The following is an 18,385-nucleotide window of genomic DNA, read 5'->3' as shown; positions in this document are numbered from 1 at the left end:
AGCGTTTCAGGCAGTGGCAATGCCGGCGCCAACGCCGATGCGGGTATGGCGTGAAGTGGATAAGCCAGTGAGCTCCAAGGCGACGCAGGTGATTGCCTGACGCCCCTGCCAGGCCCCTCAGTGGACATTGGGCGCCGGGGCAGTGAAGCCTCCGGGAGTGGCCAAAGTCACCCCGGCAACAGGCGGCACGGGCCGGCGCAGGCGCCGCAGGCACCCGCCGCGCCGACTACTCTTTCGGGCTGAAGTCGAGCGTGAGCGAGGGTGGCACGCGGCCGTCCACGTCGCGCGGCAGCGTGTCGGTCTTCTGCAGCGCGCGTATCACGGCGTCGTCCCAGGCCTTGTTGCCGCTGGACTGGGTGATGCGCGTGCCGACGATGGTTCCGTCGGGCGCGACCCGCACTTCCACAAGAGTCCGCGGGTTGCCGGAGACGACGTCCGGATAGACGATGTTCGGACGCACCTTCGCCGCCACCTTGCCGCCATAGCTGCCCGAGGGGCCCGAGCTGCGCTGTGCGGTGCCGGTGGCCGTTTCGCCGCCGGTGGCGCCGGCCAGGCCTTGCAGGCGAAGCAGGTTTTGCTGGCGCTGCGCCTCGATGCGCTTGGCTTCCGCCTCGGCCTTCTTCTTGGCCTCGGCCTGCTGCTTCTGCGCTTCCGCCTTCTTCTGGGCTTCCGCCTGCTTCTGCGCCTCGGCTTGCGCCTGCTGTTGCTGCTGCTTCTTCTTTTCCTGTTCGGCCTTTTCGCGGCGCTCCTGTTCGCGCTCGGCGCGTTCCTTCTCGGCCTTGTCGCGCTGGGCTTTTTCCTTTTCCTTGTCTTTTTCCTTCTGCAGGCGTTCCTTCTTCTCCTGCTCCAGCTGCTCCTTGCGCTCGCGTTCGCGCTTGTCCCGCTCGGCCTGCTGCTGGCGTTGCTTCTTCACCTGTTCCAGGCGCTTCTTCTCGCGCTCGATGGCGATGTCCGCCTCGCGCGTGTCCGGCTCCACCTGCCGCGGTGGCGGTGGTGGCGCAGGCGCGGGAGGTGGAGGGGGCGGCGGCGGTGGAGGGGGCGGCGGCACCGGCGCCGGGGTCGGCTGGGGCTGGGGCGCTGGCGCAGGCGTCGGCTCGGGGGTGGTGAGCCGTGGCGCGGCCTGCTGCGGCACGGCGGACCAGAGTTCGGCCTCCACGGCCGGCCGGTCCGCGCTGGTCTTCCAGTTCACGCCCCAGGTCAGCGCGCCGATCAGCGCGGCATGCGCCAGCACCGCCAGGGCCACGGCACGCAGACGCCCGGGCGGGCGGGGCGGGGCAAACTGGTCGCGATCGTCTTGGGCGTGCATGCGGAGCGAAAGGAAGGGCGGTTCTGAAGCGATAAAGGAAAAGCGTGGAAGTCCGAGGCCGCAGCGCAGTCAGCGAAACGCGGCTGCGCCGGGCGGTGGCGTCAGCCGCCGGCCTTGACGGACAGGCCCACGCGCTGCACGCCAGCCTTCTGCAGCGAGTCCATGGCTTTCACCACCGACTCGTACGGAACGGTCTTTTCGGCAGTGATGACCACGGCGCTGCCTTCGGGCTGTCCGGACTGCCAGCGCTTGGCGGCGTCGCCGATCTCCCGCTGGGAGAGCGTGCGGGTCGCGTCCTGTGTCTTGAGCTGCAGCTGCCCGTCCTTGCCAACGATGATCTGGGCCACGGCCGGTGGCTGCTTGGACGCCTTGCCCACCGTGGGGACGTCGATCATGCCGGGGGTCAGCATGGGGGCGGTGACCATGAAGATGATCAGCAGCACCAGCATCACGTCGATGAACGGCACCATGTTGATTTCGTTCATCGACCGGCGGCGGCTGCCGCTGCGCGAGGCCATTGCGGGCATGCGGGGCTCCTCGTGATCAGTGGCCGGAAGCCGAACCGGGCTGGGCGCCCAGGTTGCGCTGCAGGATGTTGGAGAACTCTTCGATGAAGGTCTCCTGGTGGGTCGCCACGCGGTCGATGTCGCGGGCGAAGCGGTTGTAGGCGACCACGGCGGGAATGGCAGCGAAGAGGCCGATGGCGGTCGCCACCAGCGCCTCGGCGATGCCCGGTGCCACGTTGGCGAGCGTGACCTGCTCCATGCCAGCGAAGCCGGTGAACGCGTGCATGATCCCCCAGACCGTGCCGAAGAGGCCCACATAGGGCGACACCGAAGCCACCGAGCCGAGGAACGAGAGGCTCGACTCGATCACGTCCATCTCCCGCTGGAAGCTCGCGCGCATGGCGCGGCGGGCGCCGTCCAGCAGCGTGCCGGGGTCGGTGATGCGGCGCTCGCGCAGCTTCTGGTATTCCCGCATGCCGCTCGCGAAGATGCGTTCCATGGGGCCGGCGTTCTTCGAGTTCTGCGCAGCGCCTGCGTACAGGTCGTTCAGGCTGGTGCCCGACCAGAACTCGCGCTCGAAGTCGTCGTTCAGCGAGCGCACCCGCTTGAGGGCGAACAGCTTGCGGAAGATGGCCGCCCAGCTGGCGATCGAGACGCCGATCAGCAGCAGCATGACGAACTGCACCACCCAACTGGCGTTGAGCACCAAACTGACGATCGACATGTCTTGCGAATTCATGGTCTTGAGAGTGTTTCCAGAAGGGATGCAGGGATGCGCGCGGGACGGAGCGTGTCCGCCTGAACCCAGCCGATGCGGACCGTGCCTTCACACAGCAGCACCGGGCCGGACTCGCTGGTTTGCTCTGTTTTCAGGAGCGCCTGCTGGCGTATTGTCAGGCAAGCCCGTCCGCAATCCAGAACGGCCGCCGTAACAATCAGTTCATCGTCCAGCCGGGCGGGTTTCAGGTAGCGCAGCTGCGCGTCCACTACGACGAACATGCCGCCCGTGAGTTCCCGCAGCGCCTGCTGGCCCAGGCCCAGCGAGCGCAGCCATTCGGTGCGCGCGCGCTCGAAGAATTTCAGGTAGTTGGCATAGAAGACGATGCCGCCGGCGTCGGTGTCTTCCCAGTAGATGCGCACGGGCCATTCGAATGCCATGACGGAATGCCTTGCCGTTCGACGGGGCGGGAGCCGGTCAGCCGATCACCGAGCGCAGGCGGCGCACGGCCTCCTGCAGCTGCGGCATCGAATTGGCCGTGGAAAAGCGCACGAAGCGCGCCGTGTCGGCTGTGCCGAAGTCGCGCCCGGGCGTGATCGCCAGGTGGGCGCGCTGCATCAGGGCGAAGGCGAAGTCCCAGCTGCCTTGCACGCCCAGCCGCTCGGCCGCCCGGCTGCAGTCGGCCCAGGCATAGAAGGCGCCGTCGGGCGCCACCGGCACCGGCAGGCCCAGCGACTCCAGCGCGGGGATGAAGAAGTCGCGGCGGGCCTTGAACTCGAACCGCCGCCGCTCGTACTCGGCGATGCTCTCGGGCTCGAAGCAGGCCAGGGCGGCATGCTGGGCGATGGTGGACGCGCAGATGAAGAGGTTCTGCGCCAGCCGCTCCACCACCGGCACCATGGCATCGGGCACCACCATCCAGCCCAGGCGCCAGCCGGTCATGTGGAAGTATTTGCTGAAGCTGTTGATGCTGACGATGTTCTCGTCCAGCGCCAGGGCCGTGCGGCCGAAATCTTCGCCTGCCGCGCCTTCGGCATAGGAGAGGCCCAGGTAGATCTCATCGACCAGCGTGACGCCGCCGCGCGCCTGCACCACGTCATGGATGCGCCGCAGCTCATCGGCCGCGATCGACGTGCCGGTGGGGTTGGAAGGCGAGGCCAGCAGCACGCCGCGCGTCTTCGGCCCCCAGGCGGCTTCCACCTTGGCTGCGCTGAGCTGGAAGCGCTCTTCGGCGGTGGTGGGGATCAGCACCGCCCGGCCTTCCGCCGCGCTCACGAAGTGGCGGTTGCACGGGTAGCTCGGGTCGGGCATCAGGATCTCGTCGCCCGACTCGATCAGCGCCAGGCAGGCCAGCTGCAGCGCCGCCGAGGCGCCCGCCGTGATGACGATGCGCCGCGCGGGCACCTGCACGCCGAAGCGCTGCGCATACCAGCCGCTGATGCGCTCGCGCAGGGCGTCCAGGCCCAGCGCGTGGGTGTATTGCGTGGTGCCGGCGCGCACCGCCCGGTCGGCCGCTTCCTGCACCGGCGGTGGTGCCGTGAAGTCGGGCTCGCCGATGTTCAGGAAGATCATCGGGTCGGCGCTGCCGGCCACGCTGCGCGCCAGGGCCTGGGCGGCCTTGGCGACTTCCATCACGTAAAACGGTTCGATGCGCTCGGCGCGGGAGGAGAACTTCATCGGTGCGCGGTTCCTGCCCGCAAGGCGCGGGCGCAGTGGGCTGGCGCGGCGTCGGCGGGCCGGTGCCCGTCCGCCGTGCCTGGCCCGTCAGTCGTTCGTGGGCGCGGATGCAGCCGGATCGGCCGGTGCGTCGGCCGGCGGCGCGCTGCCGTCGTTCCTGTCGTTCCTGTCGCGGCGGTCGCCCTTGTCGGCAGCCACTTCCATGGCGCGCAGCTGGGGTGCCAGACCGTTCAGCACGCCGTTGACGTACTTGTGTCCGTCCGTGCCGCCGAACTCCTTGGCCAGCTCGATGCACTCGTTGATGACCACACGCCACGGCACGTCCGGGCAATGCTGGAATTCGTAGACGCCGATCCACATCGCCGCATGCTCGATGGGCGAGATCTCGGCCATCTTGCGGTCCAGCTTGGGCTCGATCAGCGCGTCGAGCGAGGCGGCCGTCTCGATGCAGCCGTGCAGCAGCGCGTCGTAGTGCGCCGAGTCGGCCTTGTGGAAGCCGGCCAGGTCGCGCGTGAAGGTGTCGATGGCCGTGGCGTCGTTGCGGCCCACCAGGTACTGGTAGAGCGCCTGGAGCGCGAATTCGCGCGCGCGGCTGCGGCCCGACTTGGAAGCCGCCTTGCGGGCGCCGGTGCTGGTGGTGCCGGTGCGCGCCTGGCGCGGCGGGCGCTTGTCGCCGAAGTTCGAAACGCTCAAGACAGTTCCTCCAGCAGGTTGGCCATCTCCACCGCCACCCGCGCGGCGTCCACGCCCTTTTCGGTCTGGCGGGCGATGGCCTGTTCCATGTTCTCGGTGGTGATGATGGCATTGGCCACCGGCACGTGGTATTCCAGCGCAATGCGCGACACGCCCGCGCCGGATTCATTGGCCACCAGTTCGAAGTGGTAGGTCTCGCCGCGGATGATGCAGCCCAGGGCGATCAGCGCGTCGTATTCGTCGCGCTCGGCCAGGGCCTGCAGCGCCACGGGCACTTCCAGCGCGCCGGGCACCAGCACGTGGTGGATGTGCTTTTCCTGCACGCCCAGCGCGATCAGTTCCGCGCGGCAGGCGGCCGCCAGCGTGTTGGTGATGCTCTCGTTGAAGCGGGCCTGGACGATGCCGATGTGCAGTTTCTTGCCGTCCAGCTTGTCCGCCGTTCCTTTGTCTGCGCCAAACATGTTGTTTATTCCTTGGGGATGTATCCGGTGATCTCGAGGCCATAGCCGGCCACGCTGGGCATGCGGCGCGGCTGTCCCATCAGCTGCATGCGGGTCACGCCGCATTCGCGCAGGATCTGCGCGCCGATGCCGTAGGTGCGCAGGTCCATGCGGCCGCGCTCGGGCGCGTGGGCCGACTGGGCCTTGCCTTCGAACTGGGCCAGCAGCTGGCTGCCCGATTCGCCGCAGTTGAGCAGCACGGCAACGCCGTAGCCCTGTTGGCTGATGTACTGCAGGCTGGTGTCCAGGCCCCACGAATGCATGGCGCGGTGCACCTCCAGCGCGTCCAGCACCGACAGCGGCTCGTGCACGCGCACGGGCACGGTGGCGTCGGCCTGCCATTCGCCCTTGACCAGCGCCAGGTGCACCGACTGGCTCGGGCCGTCGCGGAAGGCGTGGGCGGTGAACTCGCCCCAGGCGGTCTGCAGCGTGCGCGTGCCCACCTTCTGGACCAGCGATTCGTGGCGGCTGCGGTATTCGATCAGGTCGGCAATGGTGCCGATCTTCAGGTGGTGCTCGGCGGCGAAGGTCTGCAGATCGGGCAGGCGGGCCATGGTGCCGTCGTCCTTCATCACCTCGCAGATCACCGCGCTCGGGCTGCAGCCGGCCATGGCGGCCAGGTCGCAGCCGGCTTCGGTGTGGCCGGCGCGCATCAGCACGCCGCCATCCACCGCCTGCAACGGGAAGATGTGGCCGGGCTGCACCAGGTCGCTGGCCACCGCGTTGGGCGCGACGGCGGCCTGCACGGTGCGGGCCCGGTCGGCGGCAGAGATGCCGGTGGTCACGCCTTCGGCCGCTTCGATGGAAGCGGTGAAGGCCGTGCCCATCTTGGTGCCGTTGCGCGGCACCATGGGCGGCAGGTTCAGCCGTTCGCAGCGCTCGCGCGTCAGGGTGAGGCAGATCAGGCCGCGGCCGTAGCGGGCCATGAAGTTGATCGCTTCCGCGCTCACATGGTCGGCGGCCAGCACCAGGTCGCCTTCGTTTTCGCGATCTTCCTCGTCGACCAGGATGACGATGCGCCCGGCGCGCATGTCGGCCACGATGTCTTCGACGGGCGAGATGGCCACGGGCGGGAGGGGGGTGTTCATGACGGGGGGCTTTCGAGAGGGCCGCACGGCCGGGGTGCGGCGCGTGTTCCCGGCGGGCGGCGGCCGGCTCGCGCGGGGAGCCACCCAAAGAACAGGCGTCGCGGCAGGGCCGCACGGTGCGGGAGCGCTGCGCTCCCGTGAAGCGGGCGATTCTATTCCAGCGAGCCGGCCCCTGCAGTGGGTGCGGGCCAGCTGCCGGGTCAAATGCCCTGCGGTTCGAGGCGCAGGTCGCTGGCGGGGTAGGCCACGCAGGGCAGCACGCAACCCTCGGCCTGCTCTTCCCGGGTGACGCCCGGCCAGTCGATGCGGTAGTGCACGGTGCCCTCGGCGAGCATGCCGATGCAGGTGCGGCAGGTGCCGTTGCGGCACGAGCTGGGCCAGTCGATGCCACCTTGCTCCAGTGACTCCAGCAGGGTTTGTTCGGGCCAGGCATCGCACTGCGTGCCATCGTCGCCCACACGGGCGATGAAGAAGGGTGGGGCGGCGTTTGCGGTGTCGGCCATGGGCAGCGGGGGGGGTGCGGGTGTTGAAGGTGGAAATCAGGCTATTGCGCTGAATCCATAAGGGTTTGTTGCTATAAAAGTAGTAGCAATTGGCATGGCTGTAGCGTCACGACCAGCCGTTCCCGTGGTCTGCCCAAAAATGAGGCAATCCATGTGAACCCTTTGTGAATCAATGACTTGGCGCTGTCATACAAGGCTTGTGCAGACTTATCCACATGATTGTCCAGTGAGTCGAGGGATAAGCCGCGTGCCTGTGGACAGCGGTGCCTTTTTTTTGGGCAGTAGAACGAAGCTGTTTGCAAATCAATGACTTAGGTTTGTCATACAGCGCTTGTTCAGAGTTATCCACATGATTGTCCAATGAACCCAGGGATAACCCGGGTCCGAGCGCCAAGCCGGTGCTGCCTTAATTTTAAGCAGTGCGTGCGACTGCCTTGCAAATCAATGACTTGGCGTTGTCATACAGCAGTTGTGCCGGCTTATCCACATGATTGTCCAGTGCAGACAGGGATAAGCCGGGCCCCGCAGTGCGCCGCTGGGCAGCGCTCGGTCAGGGCGCGACCTTCACGCCCTTCCAGAAGGCGTAGCGGCCCTTGATCGATTCGGCCTCGGGCTTGGGGTCGGCATAGGTCCAGGCGGCGTCGGCGTTGATTTCGCCATTCACCAGCACCGACAGATAGCTGGCCTGCCCCTTCCACGGGCACATGGTCCTGTGGTTGCTGAAGGTGAAGTGCTCGCGGTGCAGGGCGCTCTCGGGAAAGTAGTGGTTGCCCTCGACGAGCACGGTGTCGTCGCTCTCGGCCAGGGTGACGCCGTTCCAGGTGGCTTTCATGGGATTCCTTCGGTGGGATGGGTAAACGGGGCAGGGATGGACAGGACGGGATGCTGCCGGAGTCGCCCCCGGCAACTGGTCGCGCGGGGTGGCTGCCGTACAGTCCGGCAGTCATTGTCAACCTAGAGGAAGTTTCATTCATGTCCCTCGACTTTCAAGGCCGCGTGGCCATCGTGACGGGTGCCGGCGGCGGCCTCGGCCGCCAGCATGCGCTGGCCCTGGCGGCGCGCGGTGCGCGGGTGCTGGTCAACGATCTGGGCGGTGCGGTGGACGGCAGCGGCGGCACGGTGTCCGCCGCGCAGGCGGTGGTCGATGAGATCGTCGCCGCGGGTGGGCAGGCGCTGGCGAACGGCGCCTCGGTCACCGACTTCGCCGCCGTGCAGGCCATGGTGGCCCAGGCCGTGGACGCCTGGGGCCGGGTGGACATCCTGGTCAACAACGCCGGCATCCTGCGCGACAAGTCTTTCGGCAAGATGGCCATGGAGGACTTCCGGCTGGTGGTGGACGTGCACCTGATGGGCGCCGCCCACTGCTGCAAGGCCGTGTGGGCACACATGGTCGAACAGAAGTACGGCCGCATCGTCATGACCACCTCGTCCACCGGCCTCTACGGCAACTTCGGTCAGGCCAACTACGGCGCGGCCAAGCTGGCGCAGGTCGGCCTGATGCAGACGCTGGCCATCGAAGGCGCCAAGCACGGCATCCACGTGAACGCCCTGGCGCCCACCGCGGCCACCCGCATGACCGAAGGCCTGATGCCCGAGGAAGTGCTGGCCGCGCTGAAGCCCGAAGCGGTGGTGCCGGCCATGCTGGTGCTGGCGCACGAGAGCGCGCCGAGCCGCACTATTCTCTGCGCCGGCGCAGGCAGCTTCGAGGCGGCGCACATCACGCTGACGCAGGGCATCCACATCGGCCTCGCTGCCGATGCGGACGAGCAGCTGGCGGCACGCCTGGCCGAGGTGACCGACCGCGCGAACGAACAGGTGCCGGGCAGCGGCGCCGCGCAGGGTACGGCCGAAGTCGGCAAGGCGATGGCCGTGCGGGGCTGAAGCCGCCGTGCTGGCCCCACCCCGGCCAGCCCTCGCCAGGTGGCGGCCGGCCAGAGTGCCCCGTTGGCCGGCCGGGCTGCGCGGGCGTGGCCGGCAGAGTGTCCGCTGGCGTGCTAAGTTCCGTGCCCACAAGAGATGGAACGGCGACCAACACATGACAACACTGCAAGAGCGCATCGGCGCGGAGCCCCTTGAGCGCCTGGCGGGCATACGCCGTGGCGTGGAGAAAGAAGGGCTGCGCGTGCTGCCGAATGGCGCGCTGGCGCTCACACCGCACCCCGAACCGCTGGGCTCGGCACTGACGCACCCCCTGATCACGACCGACTTCAGCGAGTCGCAGATCGAGCTGATCACCGGCGCGCACCGCAGCGTGCAGGCCACGCTGGACGAGCTGACCGAGGTCCACCAGTTCGCCTACCAGGCGCTGGCGGGGCAGTCCGGCGGCGGCGAGATGCTCTGGGTGTCGAGCATGCCCTGCGGCCTGCCCACCGACGAGACCATTCCCATCGCCCGGTACGGCTCGTCCAACATCGGCCGCGCCAAGAGCGTCTACCGCATGGGCCTGGGCCACCGCTACGGCCGGCGCATGCAGACCATCTCGGGCATCCACTACAACTGGTCGCTGCCGGGCGTGACCAGCGAGCAGTATTTCGGCCTGATCCGCAACTTCCGCCGGCATGCCTTCGTGCTGCTGTATCTGTTCGGCGCGTCGCCCGCGCTGTGCCCGTGCTTCGTGGCGGGGCGCACGCACAGCCTGCAGCCGCTGGGCGATGGCCGCAACGCCTTCTACCTGCCGCATGCCACGTCGCTGCGCATGGGCCGGCTGGGCTACCAGAGCGATGCGCAGGCCTCGCTGGCCGTCAGCTACAACGGCCTGCAGGGCTATGCCGATTCACTGCACGCCGCGCTGACCCAGCCCTATGCCGCCTACGAAGCCGTGGGCGTGCTCAACCCGGGCGGCGAGTACAACCAGCTGGGCACCAGCCTGCTGCAGATCGAAAACGAGTTCTACGGCACCATCCGCCCCAAGCGCACGGTGCGCACGGGCGAGCGCCCGCTGCACGCGCTGCGCGAGCGCGGCGTCGAGTACGTCGAGGTCCGCTTGATGGACCTGGACCCGTTCGAGCCCGTGGGCATCACCGCGCAGACGATGCGGCTGCTGGACACGTTCCTGCTGCACTGCCTGCTCAGCGACAGCCCGCCCGACACCCCCGCAGAGATCGCCGAGCTGCAGCACAACCAGCATCTGGTGGCCGAGCGCGGCCGGGAACCCGGCCTGCAGCTGATGCGCGGCGGCCGCAGCGTGTCGCTGGCCGAATGGGGCGCCGAACTGCTGGCCGAGTGTGCGCCGCTGGCCGCCGCGCTCGACGCCGCGCAGCAGACCGATGCGCACGCCCAGGCGCTGCGCGCCGCGCAGGCGGCCTTCGCCGCGCCTGAGCAGACCCCTTCGGCCCGCGTGCTGGCGGAGTTGACGCAGCAGCATGGCAACGACTTCACCGCCTTCGCGCTGAGCCGCTCGGCCGCGACGCGGGACCATCTTCTGGGACTGCCCTGGTCTGCCGCGCAGCAAGACCACCATGTGGGCCTGGCAGCCCGCTCGGTGGCCGATCAAAAGGCGCTGGAGGCGGCGGACACCCTGCCTTTCGAGCCCTGGCGCCAGCAGTACATGGCGGTCGATCAACTGGGCTGATCGCGGGCACCGCCTTGCCGGCGGTTCGTGCGGCGCGCCGCCGCTGCGGCGCCTTCCGGTGCTTGGCGACTGGCGCTGGCGGCCCCGTCAACCGCCGATGCGGGCAGCGGTCGGCACATTCGTCGGCACATCCGTCGGCGCTGTCCGATGGCGCGGCCGCCCTGGCCGCTGCATAGTGAGCCCCGTGAAATATTCCCTGCCTTCCCGAGTCGATCTGTCCGTGCGCCTGCGTGCAGCGCTGCGCACCGCCCTCAGCCATTACGTCGCCAACGGCATCGGGGTCGCCATCGGGCTGATGCTGATCTCCGCCGGCGTGCACGTGTTCTTCGGCGCTGCTGCGGCCTCGGCGGCGTCGGTCGGCGTGATCGTCACCGCGCCGCCCGACCTGCCCGGCCCGCGCCGCGGCAAGTTCTGGCAGATGCTGCCCGCGCCGCTGCTGGGCATGCCGCTCTTCTTCGGCGTGCAGATGCTGCAGGACGACCCGCTGGGCCTGGGCCTGCTGATCGTGCCGGCGGCGTTCATCTCGTTCCTGGCGATGGCCTGGGGCAAGCGCGGCGTGCCGGTGGCCATCGCGCTCATCTTCTCGGCCGTGTTCAGCCTGGCGGTGCCCACGCACGAAGGCCGCAACGCCTTCGACGGCGCGCTGCGCACCACGGCCTATTTCGGCCTGGGCGCCGGGCTCTACGTGGTCTACGCAGTGCTGGCCAACCTGGCGCTAAACGGGCGCTACCGGGTGCAGCTGCTGGCCGACACCCTGCTGGCGCTGGCGCAGCTGATGCGCGTGCAGGCCCGCCGCTTTGGGCGGGCCGACCCGGGGGGCGGCGCGCCGCTGCCACCCGACCCGGCCCTCACCAGCCAGTTGCTGGCGCGCCACGCGGCGCTGGCGGACCAGCTGCAGTCCGCCCGCGACGTCGTGCTGGAGTCGCCGCGCACGCCGCGCCGCCAGCGGCTGGCAGGCATGCTGCTGCTGGTGCTGGAAATGCGCGACCACCTGCTGGCCTGCGAGCTGGACCTGGACACCCTGCGCGCGCAGCCGGGCCATGCCCACGGCCTGCGCGCGCTGCAGTCGGTGCTGCGCGACATGGCGGGCGACATCGAACAGCTCGCCGATGCGCTGCTGATGGGCCGCATGCCGCCGCCCCTGGAAGACCGCCGCGCCCGGCTGGCCGGCCTGCGCTGGGAGCCGGACGGTGCCGGCACCGGCGATGCACCGCCGCCCGCCTGGGCCGGCGCGGGCCCGTCGCCCCAGCTGCTGGCCCGGGCGCTCGCCGACCGCACCGGCCACATCAACGACGAAGCCCTGCGCCTCGTCGCGCTGGCGCGGGGCGAGGCAGCGCCCAACCTGGCGGTGGTGCGGGCCAGCTGGCAGATGTTCGTCAGTCCCACGGCCTGGTCGTGGTCGCCGTTCTTCTCGCTCTGGCGCTGGGACGCGCCGCCGCTGCGCCACGCGCTGCGCGCGGCCCTGGCGATGGGCGCGGGCTACATCGTGTCGCTCGCGCTGCCCTGGGGCACGCATGCCTACTGGATCCTGCTGACCATCGTCGTCGTGCTGCGCGGCAGCCTGGCGCAGACGCTGGAGCGCCGCAACGCCCGGGTGGCGGGCACGCTGCTGGGCTGCGTGCTGGCGCTGGGCGTGCTGTCCACCCACCTGTCGCCGCTGGGCCTGATCGCGGTGCTGACGGTGGCCCAGGCCGTGGCGCACGGCTTCGCGGTGCGGCGCTATCTCATCACCGCAGTGGCGGCCACGGTGCTTGGGCTGGTGCAGTCGCACATGCTGAACACCGGCGTCAGCACCTCGTTCGCCTTGTTCGAGCGGCTGGCCGACACGCTGATCGGCACCGGCATCGCCTGGGCCTGCAGCTACGTGCTGCCCTCGTGGGAGCGGGGCCAGATCCCCGCGCTGGTGGCACGCACCGTGGCCGCCCAGGCCCACCATGCCCGCGTGGCGCTGGGACTGGGCCAGCTGCAGGCGGTGGACGACGCGCCGGAGCTGGCCTGGCGGCTCGCCCGGCGCGAGGCCTACGACAGCCTCTCGGCTCTGGTGCAGGCGACCCAGCGGTCGTTGAAGGAGCCACGCGCCGTGCGCCCGCCGGTCGCTTCGCTGCAGCGCCTGCAGGCCCATTGCTACCAGCTGCTGGCCCAGCTCACCGCCGTCAAGACCATGCTGCTGCTGCGCCGCGGCCAGCTGGAGCCCCGCCGCATCGAGGGCCCGCTGGCACAGGCGGCCGACCGCATCGACGCGGCGCTGCTGGCCTCGCCGGGCGCTGCCGTGCCGCCCGCACCGGCCAGCCCAGAGGCCGCCCCCGGGCCGGAGCCGCTGCCCGACCCGTTCGCCAACGACCTGAACCCCTGGCTGCTGCGCCGGCTGGAACTGGCCGCGCTGCTGGCCGGACAGGTGCGCAGCGAAGCGGACCTGGCCCGCCAGCCGGGCCAAAACGCCTGACGAAGGTTGATTGCTATTAAAATAATAGCGTAAAACCTATATATATCAAGCGCTAGAGACCGGTTTGGCTTGCATTCGCAGCGGATGCCTGCGACCGGGCCAGCGCCGCGCTGCGGATGCCCGCCAGCGTGCCGCCGGGCGTGATGGCTTCCGCGTCCAGCAGGCAGTGCAGCACGCTCGGCAGGCCGCTGGCCCGCGCCCGGGCCAGTGCGGGGGCGAAGTCTTCCGTGCGCTCCACGCGCTCGCCATGGCCGCCGAAAGCCTGGGCATAGGCCCTGAAGTCGGGGTTCTTCAATTGCGTGGCGCTGATGCGGCCCGGGTATTCGCGCTCCTGGTGCATCCGGATGGTGCCGTACATGGCGTTGTCCAGCAGCACGACGATCAACGGCAGCCCGTATTGCACGGCGGTGGCGAACTCCTGGCCGTGCATCAGGAAGTCGCCGTCGCCGGAGAACACCACCACCTCGCGCGCAGGCCAGAGCCGTTTCGCCCCCACGCCGGCAGGCAGGCCATAGCCCATCGATCCGCTGGTCGGCGCGAGCTGGCTGGCGTAGTGCGTGAACGGCCAGAAGCGGTGGACCCAGGTAGCGAAGTTGCCGGCGCCGTTGCAGAAGATGGTGTCGGGCGCCAGCGCGGCCTTCAGGTGCTGCATGACCTCGCCCATCTGCAAAGGGCCTGGGATGCGGATCGGCGCCGGGTCGCTCCAGGCGAGGTACTCGGCGCGCGCGGCCTGGGTGTGCGCGGCCCAGCGCACGGTGCCCTGGGGCGGCATGGCGGCCAGCGCCTTGGCGAAGGCCTGCGGCGTGGCGTGGATCGCCTGCGCGGGGCGGTAGAGGCGGCCCAGTTCGTCGGCGTCGGCGTGCACGTGCACCAGCGGCTGCTGCGGCGCGGGGATGCCCAGCAGCTCAAAGCCCTGCGATGGAATCTCCGACAGGCGACCGCCCAGCAGTAGGACGAGGTCGCTATCCCGGATGCGGGCCAGCAGCTTGGGATTCACGCCCAGGCCCAGGTCTCCGCCGTAGCTGGGGTGGCTGGCCGGAAACAGCATCTGGCGGCGGAACGAGCAGTAGACCGGCAGCTGCCATGCGTCGGCGAAGGCCATCATGTCGGCCACGGCGGCCTCGGACCATCGGCTGCCGCCCAGAATGGCGACCGGCCGCTCCGCCGCAGCCAGGCGCGCGGCCAGCGTGCGCAGCGCCTCGGCGCCCGGATGGGTTTCGGTCACGGCGTAGGGCAGGGCGTCCGGCACCTGGACGCTGTCGGTCAGCATGTCTTCCGGCAGCGCGATGACGACCGGCCCGGGCCGCCCGGACGTGGCGACGTGGAAGGCGCGGGAGATGAGCTCCGGCAGCCGGCGGGCATCGTCGATCTGCACCACCCACTTGGCCATGGTGCCGAACACGGCGGGGTAATCGAGTTCCTGGAAGGCCTCTCGGCCCAGCGCTCCGCGCGCCACCTGGCCCGCGAAGACGATGAGCGGCGTCGAGTCCTGGTGCGCGATGTGGATGCCGGCCGACGCATTGGTCACGCCGGGCCCGCGGGTGACGAAGCAGATGCCCGGGCGGCCGGTGAGCTTGCCCTGGGCCTCGGCCATCATGGCCGCGCCGCCCTCCTGCCGGCAGACGGTGACGGCGATGGAGGCGTCATGCAGCGCATCCAGCACGGCCAGATAGCTTTCGCCCGGCACGCAGAAAAGCTGCTCGACGCCGTGCAGGATCAGTTGATCGACCAGCACCTGGCCGCCTGTGCGGAGGGCCGGCGTGGCTGTCGGGGAAGGGGAGTCGGGATGTGCTGGGTGGTGGGTCATGCAGGCGAGCGCACGGGGCGCGGGAGTGGACGGCTGAACGAGCCGCCACTATGGCCCAGCGACGCCTGCAATGCAAAGGCGCGCCGCCGGCTTGCACGCGCTGCGGCAGGCCATGTCTCCGGGGCCCGGGCCGGGTCGGGCTGGGTCAGCCCGTTCAGCCCGCTCAGCCCGTTCAGCTGCAGGGCAGGCTGATGGTGACTGACGTGCCCATGCCCGGCCGGCTTTCCAGCCGCACCTGGCCCTGGTTGGCTTCCACCAGCGACTTGACGATGCCCAGGCCCAGGCCGACCCCGTCCTGGCGTGCCTTGGCGGATTCGCTCTGCCAGCCGGGCTCGAAAGCCCGGGCCATCTCCTCGTCGGTCATGCCGACGCCGTTGTCGGTGACGGTGATGTCGATGGTGTCGCCCCGGCGGTTTCCCGCCACGCGGATCGTGCTGCCGGCCGGCGAATACTTGAGCGAATTGCCGATGAGGTTGCCCAGCACCCGCACCAGCTGGCCGTAGTCGACCTGCAGCGTGGCATCGGGCAGGGCTTCCTGCACCAGCGACATCGAGAACTTGTCGGCCATCGGCGTCATCATGTCCACCGCGTCGGCCGCCAGGGTGGATGCCGCCACCGGCTGCAGGTGGGGCGGGGCGTCGGTGGATTTCAGCAAGCTGTCCACCATCGCCGTCATCATGCCGACGGCCGACAGCATGCGGTGGGTGACGGTTTCGTGCGGTGCGCCCGCGCCGCCGCTGCGCTGCAGCAGCTTGGCGCTGAGCTGGATCACCTGCAGCGGCGCCCGCAGATCGTGCGCCACCACGGCCAGCACCCGTTCGCGCGACAGCGCCTGCGCGCGCGCGGTGGCCGCGGCCTGGCGCGCGGCAGCGAGGGCGGCGCGCAGATCCAGCTCACGGGCGGCGGAGGCAGCCAGCTGGCGGATGGTTTCCAGCTCGTCGGCCGTCCAGTCGCGCGGCACCGTGTCGATCACGCAGAAGCTGCCGATGTTCTCGCCGCCCGACTTCAGCGGCACCCCCACATAGGCCCGCACCCCGAGCGACTGCACGGTGGGCACGGCCTTCCACTCCGGGCGCGAATGGGTGTCGTGGATGACCAGCGCCTCGTCCCGGTCCAGCGTGAAGTGGCAGAAGGTCTGCCCCTGCATCTGCCTCGCCTGTGCGAGCGCCTCGGGAAAGCCGTGCTGGCTTTTGTAGAAATCACGCTCGCCGTCCACCACCGAGATGAACGAGGCCGCGCACTTCAGCAGCCGCGCCGTCACGGCCGTCAGGCTGTCGAAGCCAGGCTCCTGGACGGAATCGAGCAAGCCGCTCGCCTGCACGGCCCGCAGCCGCGCCTCGGATGTGCGGGCCCGTTCCCAAGGCGTGAGTTCCCGGTCCTGCTGCGCAAGAGGCTGTGAGAGAGGCTCGGCAGAACGGTCCTTGGGGAATTCCATCTGCCGAGAATACCGTGATTCGTCACACCGTCTGACGTACATCGGAGGGGGGAGGGTGATACGGCGTTGCGCCGCCGCAGCGCTGCCTCTCAGGCGTGGGGGAGGGCGCGCCCTGCCACCGTGCGCCCGGCGGATCAGCTACGCGGCTCTGGCAGCGGCTGCGCAGCGGCTTTGGTCGGCGGATTTTGCGTGGCGGGTGGGTCCGCCAGCAACTCCAGCGCGTCCTCGCACCACCGCGCCGCCGCCGCATAGAAGCCTTCCCATACACAGCCATTGCAGCCGCGGCCGCAGCAGGTGGTGGGCTCTTGCGGGGGCGGACGGAACCGGGACACGCCGCCGGCCGAAAGACGCAGCTCCAGCGCCGCGAAACGGGCGCGCACGGTCTGCAGTTCGGAGGGAAAGCTCATCTCCCTGCGTGGGCAGGCAGCCCGGTCAGGCCGCCGCCGAGTGTCGCGCCATGCCAAGCGGCATCCGCCATCGTTGCGCCCGTCGGTCCCATCGAAGCCGTCGGTTCTTCAGTAGCGACGCCGGCCGCCGTAACGGCGCAGCCCGTAGCGCACGAGAAACGCGCAGCCCAGCACCAGGGCGAACCAGCCCACCAAGTACGCCTGGCGCATCATCTCGCCCACGCTGGAGGAGCGGGCCAGGTACGGCGCCAGCAGGATGACGAGGCCGATGAGCGCGCAGGTGACGCCCTTGAAGAGCAGTTCGGACTCTTCCTTCTTGCTGGGTCGATGGACGGGAGGTGGAGGCAGGGGCATTCAGTCGGTACCGGTGGGATGCGGGGAAAGTCGCGATTATCCTTGGCGCCCCTGCCATCCGATCGCATTCCTGCGAAAGCCCGAAAGACACCCCCCATGGCCATCCAGTGGTTCCCCGGTCACATGCACTCCACGCGCAAGGCCATCGCCGAGCGCATCAAGGACATCGACGTCGTGATCGAGATGCTGGACGCACGCCTGCCTGGCTCCAGCGCCAACCCGCTGCTGTCCGAACTGACGGGCCACAAGCCGTCGGTGAAGGTGCTCAACAAGCAGGACGTGGCCGACCCCGCGCGCACGCCGCTCTGGCTCGACTGGTACAACGCCCTGCCCGAGACCCGTGCCATCGGCCTCGACGCCTCGGAGCCCGCGCCGGCCCGCCGCCTGATCGACGCCTGCCACCTGCTGGCCCCGCAGCGGGGCGGCATGGCCAAACCCATGCGCGTGCTGATCTGCGGCATTCCGAACGTGGGCAAGTCCACGCTCATCAACACCCTGAGCAAGAAGAGCCAGGCCAAGACCGGCGACGAGGCCGGCATCACCAAGCTCGAGCAGCGCATCATCCTGGCGGACGACTTCTACCTGTGGGACACGCCGGGCATGCTCTGGCCGCGCATCACCATTCCCGAAAGCGGCTACAAGCTGGCCGCCAGTGGCGCGGTGGGCAAGAACGCCTACGACGAGGAGGAGGTGACGCTGGAACTGCTGGCGTACCTCAAACGCCCGTACGCCCACTTGCTGGAGGCGCGCTACCGGCTGGGCCTGACACCCGAGGCCATCGCCGCGCTGCACGAGGACGAACTGCTGGAACTGATCGCGCGCAAGCGGGGGGCGGTGATGTCGGGCGGGCGGGTGAACGTGCAGAAGGGCGCGGAACTGGTGCTGACGGATTTGCGCAGCGCCGTGCTGGGGCGGGTGACGCTGGAGACGCCTTCGGAGTTCGAGGGGTGGAGGGCGGCGGGGGAGGTGAAGGAGGCGGAGAGGGCGGCTAAGAAGGCGGCGAGGAAGGGGCGGTAGGGGGCGTGGGTTTGCGCTGGATTGAATGGCGCTACTGGGTCGCGCAGTGATCGTTGGATCGCAGCGTTCGGGTTGAGCTTGTCGAAGCCTGGGCGTGCTGTTGGCGTGTTGCGGGGGCGGTGCTGGCGGGTGCTGGGCCTTTGCTTTCCGAGGCCGGGATTTCGCCCCGGCGGGCGAGTAACTTTCTTTCGTCTCGCCGAAAGAAAGTCACCAAAGAAAGGGCGACCCTGCTGTGCGCGTCCCCTCCGCTGCGCTAGGCCGGGATTTCGCCCCGGCGGGCGAGTAACTTTCTTTCGTCTCGCCGAAAGAAAGTCACCAAAGAAAGGGCGACCCTGCTGTGCGCGTCCCCTCCGCTGCGCT

The 18,385-nt window shown here is 69.5% G+C and carries 18 protein-coding genes; 4 read left to right on the top strand and 14 right to left on the bottom strand.

The genetic code is table 11. The features are described from left to right. Positions 1-226 precede the first annotated feature (226 nt). From tolA to ASF94_RS09805, 10 genes are all read right to left on the bottom strand, one after another. Complete coding sequence (gene tolA / locus ASF94_RS09850; RefSeq protein WP_056665164.1) at positions 227-1,306, bottom strand: cell envelope integrity protein TolA; 1,080 nt, start codon at positions 1,304-1,306, stop codon at positions 227-229. Between the two features lie 101 nt (positions 1,307-1,407). Continuing rightward, a complete protein-coding gene (locus ASF94_RS09845; RefSeq protein WP_056665161.1) occupies positions 1,408-1,833 on the bottom strand; it encodes a biopolymer transporter ExbD in 426 nt (141 codons plus the stop codon). A gap of 16 nt (positions 1,834-1,849) precedes the next feature. Next, positions 1,850-2,551 carry a protein TolQ gene (gene tolQ / locus ASF94_RS09840; protein ID WP_056665159.1) on the bottom strand — a complete coding sequence of 234 codons (702 nt, stop codon included), beginning with the start codon at positions 2,549-2,551 and terminating at the stop codon, positions 1,850-1,852. Further along, positions 2,548-2,970, bottom strand: coding sequence for a tol-pal system-associated acyl-CoA thioesterase (gene ybgC / locus ASF94_RS09835; protein ID WP_056665156.1), 423 nt, complete (start codon positions 2,968-2,970; stop codon positions 2,548-2,550). Before ybgC ends, tolQ begins: the two co-directional genes overlap by 4 nt. 37 nt (positions 2,971-3,007) lie before the next feature. Beyond that, complete coding sequence (locus tag ASF94_RS09830; protein WP_056665153.1) at positions 3,008-4,207, bottom strand: pyridoxal phosphate-dependent aminotransferase; 1,200 nt, start codon at positions 4,205-4,207, stop codon at positions 3,008-3,010. An 87-nt stretch (positions 4,208-4,294) separates the two neighbouring features. Further along, positions 4,295-4,900, bottom strand: coding sequence for a transcription antitermination factor NusB (nusB, locus tag ASF94_RS09825; RefSeq protein WP_056665150.1), 606 nt, complete (start codon positions 4,898-4,900; stop codon positions 4,295-4,297). Then, positions 4,897-5,361: a 6,7-dimethyl-8-ribityllumazine synthase gene (gene ribH, locus ASF94_RS09820; protein WP_056665148.1), complete on the bottom strand. Its 465-nt coding sequence runs from the start codon at positions 5,359-5,361 to the stop codon at positions 4,897-4,899. Before ribH ends, nusB begins: the two co-directional genes overlap by 4 nt. Before the next feature lie 5 nt (positions 5,362-5,366). Next, positions 5,367-6,488: a bifunctional 3,4-dihydroxy-2-butanone-4-phosphate synthase/GTP cyclohydrolase II gene (gene ribBA, locus ASF94_RS09815; RefSeq protein WP_056665145.1), complete on the bottom strand. Its 1,122-nt coding sequence runs from the start codon at positions 6,486-6,488 to the stop codon at positions 5,367-5,369. A gap of 200 nt (positions 6,489-6,688) precedes the next feature. Next, entirely contained in the window at positions 6,689-6,991 is a 303-nt protein-coding gene (locus ASF94_RS09810) for a 2Fe-2S iron-sulfur cluster binding domain-containing protein (RefSeq protein ID WP_056665141.1), read from the bottom strand. A 550-nt stretch (positions 6,992-7,541) separates the two neighbouring features. Beyond that, positions 7,542-7,823 (bottom strand): DUF427 domain-containing protein, encoded by a 282-nt coding sequence (locus tag ASF94_RS09805; RefSeq protein ID WP_056665139.1) that lies wholly within the window; start codon positions 7,821-7,823, stop codon positions 7,542-7,544. Between the two features lie 140 nt (positions 7,824-7,963). Between ASF94_RS09805 and ASF94_RS09800 the strand changes: the two genes are divergently transcribed. From ASF94_RS09800 to ASF94_RS09790, 3 genes are all read left to right on the top strand, one after another. Then, complete coding sequence (locus ASF94_RS09800) at positions 7,964-8,872, top strand: SDR family NAD(P)-dependent oxidoreductase (protein WP_056665137.1); 909 nt, start codon at positions 7,964-7,966, stop codon at positions 8,870-8,872. A gap of 154 nt (positions 8,873-9,026) precedes the next feature. Further along, the gene (gshA, locus tag ASF94_RS09795) at positions 9,027-10,562 is read left to right on the top strand and encodes a glutamate--cysteine ligase (RefSeq protein ID WP_056665134.1); all 1,536 of its coding nucleotides are present in this window, start codon (positions 9,027-9,029) and stop codon (positions 10,560-10,562) included. 184 nt (positions 10,563-10,746) lie between these two features. Next, positions 10,747-13,005 carry an FUSC family protein gene (locus tag ASF94_RS09790; RefSeq protein WP_235505326.1) on the top strand — a complete coding sequence of 753 codons (2,259 nt, stop codon included), beginning with the start codon at positions 10,747-10,749 and terminating at the stop codon, positions 13,003-13,005. Positions 13,006-13,057: 52 nt separating this feature from the next. Here the strand turns inward: ASF94_RS09790 and ASF94_RS09785 are convergent, their stop codons facing one another. From ASF94_RS09785 to ASF94_RS09770, 4 genes are all read right to left on the bottom strand, one after another. Beyond that, positions 13,058-14,812 carry a thiamine pyrophosphate-binding protein gene (locus ASF94_RS09785; RefSeq protein WP_056665132.1) on the bottom strand — a complete coding sequence of 585 codons (1,755 nt, stop codon included), beginning with the start codon at positions 14,810-14,812 and terminating at the stop codon, positions 13,058-13,060. 172 nt (positions 14,813-14,984) lie between these two features. After that, positions 14,985-16,118: a GAF domain-containing sensor histidine kinase gene (locus ASF94_RS09780; protein ID WP_235505325.1), complete on the bottom strand. Its 1,134-nt coding sequence runs from the start codon at positions 16,116-16,118 to the stop codon at positions 14,985-14,987. Between the two features lie 263 nt (positions 16,119-16,381). Beyond that, entirely contained in the window at positions 16,382-16,654 is a 273-nt protein-coding gene (locus tag ASF94_RS09775) for an oxidoreductase-like domain-containing protein (protein WP_056665129.1), read from the bottom strand. A gap of 108 nt (positions 16,655-16,762) precedes the next feature. Then, positions 16,763-17,008 carry a hypothetical protein gene (locus tag ASF94_RS09770; RefSeq protein ID WP_056665126.1) on the bottom strand — a complete coding sequence of 82 codons (246 nt, stop codon included), beginning with the start codon at positions 17,006-17,008 and terminating at the stop codon, positions 16,763-16,765. A gap of 96 nt (positions 17,009-17,104) precedes the next feature. Between ASF94_RS09770 and ylqF the strand changes: the two genes are divergently transcribed. Next, a complete protein-coding gene (ylqF, locus tag ASF94_RS09765) occupies positions 17,105-18,025 on the top strand; it encodes a ribosome biogenesis GTPase YlqF (RefSeq protein ID WP_056665122.1) in 921 nt (306 codons plus the stop codon). The last annotated feature ends 360 nt before the right edge of the window (positions 18,026-18,385 follow it).

The sequence above is a fragment of the Acidovorax sp. Leaf160 genome, from assembly GCF_001424265.1.
Classification (GTDB): Bacteria; Pseudomonadota; Gammaproteobacteria; order Burkholderiales; family Burkholderiaceae_C; genus Paracidovorax.
Note: the sequence above shows the minus strand (reverse complement) of the source record. Positions and strands in the feature narration are given on the sequence as shown.